The organism is Aquabacterium sp., from assembly GCF_021768455.1.
Lineage (GTDB): Bacteria > Pseudomonadota > Gammaproteobacteria > Burkholderiales > Burkholderiaceae_C > Aquabacterium.
In genome coordinates this window covers 1-4,674 of sequence record NZ_JAIZVX010000220.1, presented here as the reverse complement: position 1 = coordinate 4,674, position 4,674 = coordinate 1, and the positions used below count along the sequence as shown (strand labels likewise).

The 4,674-nt window shown below is 69.6% G+C and carries 5 protein-coding genes and 1 riboswitch; of the genes, 1 reads left to right on the top strand and 4 read right to left on the bottom strand.

Going from position 1 to position 4,674, the window contains the following annotated elements; all coding sequences use genetic code 11:
* Positions 1-178: 178 nt before the first annotated feature.
* Positions 179-781, top strand: a complete 603-nt coding sequence (locus QZ994_RS18805) for a TetR/AcrR family transcriptional regulator (RefSeq protein WP_290877296.1) — start codon at positions 179-181, stop codon at positions 779-781.
* A gap of 20 nt (positions 782-801) precedes the next feature.
* Here QZ994_RS18805 and QZ994_RS18800 read toward each other — a convergent pair whose 3' ends face one another.
* The 4 genes from QZ994_RS18800 to QZ994_RS18785 all read right to left on the bottom strand — a co-directional run.
* Positions 802-1,329 carry a 6,7-dimethyl-8-ribityllumazine synthase gene (locus QZ994_RS18800; protein ID WP_290877293.1) on the bottom strand — a complete coding sequence of 176 codons (528 nt, stop codon included), beginning with the start codon at positions 1,327-1,329 and terminating at the stop codon, positions 802-804.
* Between the two features lie 90 nt (positions 1,330-1,419).
* A riboswitch (FMN riboswitch) is annotated at positions 1,420-1,573 on the bottom strand.
* Positions 1,574-1,631: 58 nt separating this feature from the next.
* The gene (locus tag QZ994_RS18795) at positions 1,632-2,750 is read right to left on the bottom strand and encodes an NADH:flavin oxidoreductase/NADH oxidase (protein ID WP_290877290.1); all 1,119 of its coding nucleotides are present in this window, start codon (positions 2,748-2,750) and stop codon (positions 1,632-1,634) included.
* Between the two features lie 81 nt (positions 2,751-2,831).
* On the bottom strand, positions 2,832-3,233 hold the full coding sequence (locus QZ994_RS18790) for a hypothetical protein (protein WP_290877287.1): 402 nt from the start codon (positions 3,231-3,233) through the stop codon (positions 2,832-2,834).
* Between the two features lie 84 nt (positions 3,234-3,317).
* Positions 3,318-4,674: DEAD/DEAH box helicase (locus tag QZ994_RS18785; protein WP_367172350.1), on the bottom strand; the 1,357-nt coding region annotated here is incomplete at its 5' end.

Here is a 4,674-nt window from a genome sequence, read left to right as displayed (position 1 = left end):
CGCCGAGGCTGGCGGCGCGGAGGGGAGGGTGGGGGCGCATCGCGTGGTCCTTAACTAAACCGTACAGTTCAGTTTATAGATTGACGCCACCCTGGCTGTCAAGCAAAATTGAACTCACCAGTTCAGAAATGAGCAGAACCACACGCCGCGACCCCACGCGACGAAGGAGACTTGCCCCATGCGACTCAAGACCGAAGCCCGCCGTCAGCTCATCCTCCAGGAGGCGGCAAAGGCGTTTCAGAGCGTCGGGTACGAGAAGACCTCGATGTCGGAGATCGCCCTGCGTGTGGGCGGCTCCAAGGCCACGCTCTACAACTACTTCCCCTCGAAGGAGGTGCTGTTCGTGGCCGTGATGGACTTTGTGTGCCGCGATGCCTTCGAGGCCGCGTTCGCGCTGCTGACGCACGAACGCCCGCTGAAAGACGTGCTGGAAGACCTGGGTGTGCACTACCTGCAGACCCTGATGCGGCCGGAACTGGTGGCCACGCGGCGCATGGCAGAGAACGAGGGCGATGCCTCGGAGGTGGGTCGCCTGCTGTACGAGAACGGCCCCAAGCGCGGCTGGACGCTGGTTGCCGGCTTTTTGCAGGAGTCGATGGCGCGGGGGCAACTGCCCCAGACCGACCCCTGGATCGCGGCCTTGCACCTCAAGGCCCTGTACGAGGCCGAGCACACCGAGCAGCGCCTGCTGGGTGTGATCACCGAGGTGTCGGAGGCCGACCTGCGTGCCGCGGTGGCACGTGGGCTGGCCGTGTGGAGCCGGGCTTACGGCGTGGCCTGAAGCCCGGCGGTGTCAGGCCGTCAGACGGTGGCCTGGTTGGCCACCGCGTAGGCGGCCTGCAGGCTGCGGAGGGTCTGCACGCAAGCGCGGGCGGCTTCGGCGCCCTTGCCCACGAAGTGCTCGCCAAAGTAGCGCTGGTGTTCGGCGTGGTCGTGGAAATGGTGGGGCGTGAGCACCACCGACAGCACGGGCACGCCGGTGTCCAGGCCGACCTGCATCAGGCCGTTGATGACCGCCGTGGCCACGAAGTCGTGGCGGTAGATGCCGCCATCGACCACCAGGCCGGCCGCGACGATGGCGTCATATTGGCCCGATTGCGCCAGCACCTTGGCGTGCAGCGGGATTTCGAAGGCGCCGGGCACCGAGATGACCTCGACGGCATCGGTGCTGCAGCCCTGTTTCACCAGTTCGGCCAGGAAGCCTTCGCGGGCGCGGCCCACGATGTCGGCATGCCAGCTGGCCTGGATGAAGGCCACACGGGGACGTTGGGGGAGCGCGGCGGCTTCGGCCTGCGCGGCGAGGGAAGGAGACAGATCAGACTGATTCATGGCACGTGTCGACAAGGACGGATCCAAAAATCAGGGCGCACGAGCGCATCACGCCATGGCGCGGCCAAGCGGCGCCCCAGCGTGCTGTGTTCGCGCTCTCTTTCATCCGGACTGTGACCGTCGGCCCTGGACTTTGACCAGGTCTGCTGACCCTGCCGGGCACGGGGCCTGGCAGGCGCTCGCGGGCTCGAGGCCGAGGCCTCCTACCGCCGGTGGGGAATTCCGCCCCGCCCTGAGAACGCTTTCCCTTCGTCACGCACGGATGCGTGACGAAGGAAGCATGCATTGTAGGCGGAGGGTGCTCAGCCCTTGGCCGCGTGGGGCTTCATGGGCGTCAGCAGGGTCTTGAACGCGTGCGGCTGCGAGCGCAGGTACTGCGGCGGCACCTGCACCTGGGCGCCCAGTTCGGCGGCGGCGCGCCAGGGCCAGTGCGGCTCGAACAGCATCGCACGGGCCACGCCCACGAGGTCGACCTCGCCCTGGGCCACGGTCTGCTCGGCATGGGCCGGGCGGGTGATCAGGCCCACGCCGATCACGGGCGTCTTCACCTCGGCCTTGATGCGTTGGGCAAAGGGCAGCTGGTAGCCCTCGCTCAGCGGGATCTGCTGGCGGGCGTCCAGACCGGCGGTGCTCACGTGCAGGTAGGCCGCGCCGCGGGCCTCCAGGGCCTGGGCGTAGGCCACGCTGTCTTCCAGGTCCCAGCCGCCGTCCACCCAGTCGGTGGCCGAGAGGCGCACGCCCACCGGGTAGCCCGCAGGCACGGCGGCCTTCACGGCGTCGAACACCTGCAGCGGGAAGCGCAGGCGGTTGGCCAGCGAGCCGCCGTAGGCGTCGGTGCGCCGGTTGCTCAGCGGCGAGAGGAACTGGTGCAGCAGGTAGCCGTGGGCCGAGTGCAGCTCGATCAGGTCCAGGCCCAGCCGCACCGAGCGCAGGGCCGCGTCCACAAAGGCCTGCTGGACGCGGGCCAGGCCGGCATCGTCCAGGGCTTCAGGGGGCAGTTCGCCTTCGTTGAAGGGCAGGGCCGAGGGCGCCACGTTCACCCAGCCCCCTTCGCTGACGGGAAGTTGGCCGCCACCCAGCCAGGGCTTGTTGCAGGCGCCCTTGCGCCCGGCATGGGCCAGCTGCACCGCGATCGGCATGCTGGACCAGGCCCGCACGCCATCGAGCACCCGTTTGAGCGCGGCTTCGTTTTCGTCCGACCACAGGCCGAGGTCGAAGGGCGAGATGCGGCCTTCGGGCGAGACGGCCGTGGCCTCGATCACCAGCAGGCCGGCGCCCGAGAGGGCCAGCTGGCCAAGGTGGATGAGGTGCCAGTCGGTGGCGTTGCCGCCTTCGGCCGAGTACTGGCACATGGGCGCGATGACGATGCGGTTGGGCAGGGTCAGGTCGCCGATCTGAAAGGGCGAGAACAGGGCACTCATGGGCGGCTCCGTGTCGGCAGGCGCACGCCTGCGATGCCGCGCAGTGTGCCCGAGTCGACGGCGCCTTGCAGCCCCCCGGGATCAGAAGGGCGCGGGCAGGTGCCGCAGGCCCAGCAGCAGCACCGAGGTCACAGCGTTGATGGCGATGCCCAGGATGGCCTGCACGTAGAACACCGCCGAGAAGGCCTGCGCGCGCAGGCCGTGCTCGACCACCACGGCCAGGGCCAGGCAAAGCGCCGAGTACACGGCCCAGCGGCGAAGGTAGGTGGGCAGCCAGCGGGTCTGCTCCTGGTTGTGACGCCAGGCGGCGGCGCGCTCGAAGAGGCTGGGCCGGTTCACGTCGCGAAAGAGCCAGCCGAAGAACCAGTAGCGGTACAGCAGCTGCCGAAAGGGCAGGGCGGCGCGCTGCGCCTCACACGCGGGTTCACCGATCACGCGGCCGCTGAGCGACGGGGGCGGGGTGTGCGGGCTGGGTGTGGGCATGGCGGCCTCCTGGCTGAGGCCCCATGGTGCGCCGTTTGCGCGCTTTCGGTAAGGGAGAAATCCGGGGGCGCGGGCGCCCAAACCTCATTTGCCGGGGTTTTTCCGCAGGGTCTGGGCGGCGGTTTGCTCGGCCTGCAGGGCCGCGGCCTCGCGCAGCTTGTCTTTTTTGCTCTTGCGGTGGCCTTTGATGCCGCCGGTGCCGGGCACGTGCACGCCCTTTTGCTCGCCTGCGTGTGCCTCGACGTGTTCGCCCACTTCGGCGTCACCGGGCGCCGCAGCCTGTGCCCTGGGGCTGGGCTCGAAGCCCTCGATCTGCTCGCGGGGTACGCGCTGGCCCTGGCGCTTTTCGATCAGGCGGAAGTGGCCTTCCATCTCGGGCGTGATGAAGCTGTAGGCGATGCCGCTTTCACCGGCGCGCCCGGTGCGGCCAATGCGGTGCACGTGGTCGGCGGGGGAGCGGGGCAGGTCGTAGTTCACCACCACGGGCAGGCGGGCGATGTCGATGCCGCGGGCGGCCACGTCGGTGGCCACCACCACCTGCAGTTCGCTGGCCTTGAAGGCGGCCAGGGTGGCGCGGCGCGTGCCCTGGCTCAGTTCGCCGTGGAAGGCGGCCGCGTGCAGGCCGGCGCGGTGCAGCTTGTGTGCCACGAGCTCGGTGGCGTATTTGGTGGCCGCGAACACCAGCACGCGGTCTTCGGCGTGGCGGGTTTCGATCAGGTGCTTGAGCAGCATGGTGCGCCGGTCGGCGTCGACCTCGATGGCGTGCTGGGTGATGTCGGGCCGGCTTTCGGGCTCGGCAGGCACCTCGACGCGCACCGGCTTGTGCAGGATGTGCGCCGCCATCTCGTCCACCGCGGGCGGGAAGGTGGCCGAGCACAGCAGGTTCTGGCGGCGCGCCGGCAGCAGGGCCAGGATGCGCTGCAGTTCTTCGGCAAAGCCCAGGTCCAGCAGGCGGTCGGCCTCGTCCAGCACCAGGGTCTGCGTGGTGTGCAGGTGCAGGGCGTTGTGCTCGACCAGGTCCAGCAGGCGACCGGGTGTCGCGACCACGATGTCGGCACCGCCACGCAGGGCCATCATCTGCGGGTTGATGGACACCCCGCCGTAGACCACGGCCACCTTGGGCGCGGACATCCAGCCTTCGGCAAGGCCGCTCAGCGTCTCGCCCACCTGGTCGGCCAGTTCGCGCGTGGGCACCAGCACCAGGCCTTGCAGGCGCCGGGGCGAGCTGCGCTGGCTGCCCAGCCATTGCTGCAGCAGGGGCAGGGCGTAGGCCACGGTCTTGCCCGATCCGGTCTGGGCGCAGGCCAGCACGTCGCGGCCGGCCAGCATGGGCGGGATGGCGTCACGCTGGATGGGCGTGGGCGTCTCCAGGCCATGGGCGCTCAGGGCATTGAGCAGGGCGGGCGACAGGGCCAGGGCGGCAAAGGACATGGGTGGAGTG

Bases quoted from the DNA above. Each gene is read 5' to 3' on its own strand.
- QZ994_RS18805 (WP_290877296.1), top strand. From the start codon at position 179: ATGCGACTCAAGACCGAAGCCCGCCGTCAGCTCATCCTCCAGGAGGCG.
- QZ994_RS18800 (WP_290877293.1), bottom strand. From the start codon at position 1,329: ATGAATCAGTCTGATCTGTCTCCTTCCCTCGCCGCGCAGGCCGAAGCC.
- QZ994_RS18795 (WP_290877290.1), bottom strand. From the start codon at position 2,750: ATGAGTGCCCTGTTCTCGCCCTTTCAGATCGGCGACCTGACCCTGCCC.
- QZ994_RS18790 (WP_290877287.1), bottom strand. From the start codon at position 3,233: ATGCCCACACCCAGCCCGCACACCCCGCCCCCGTCGCTCAGCGGCCGC.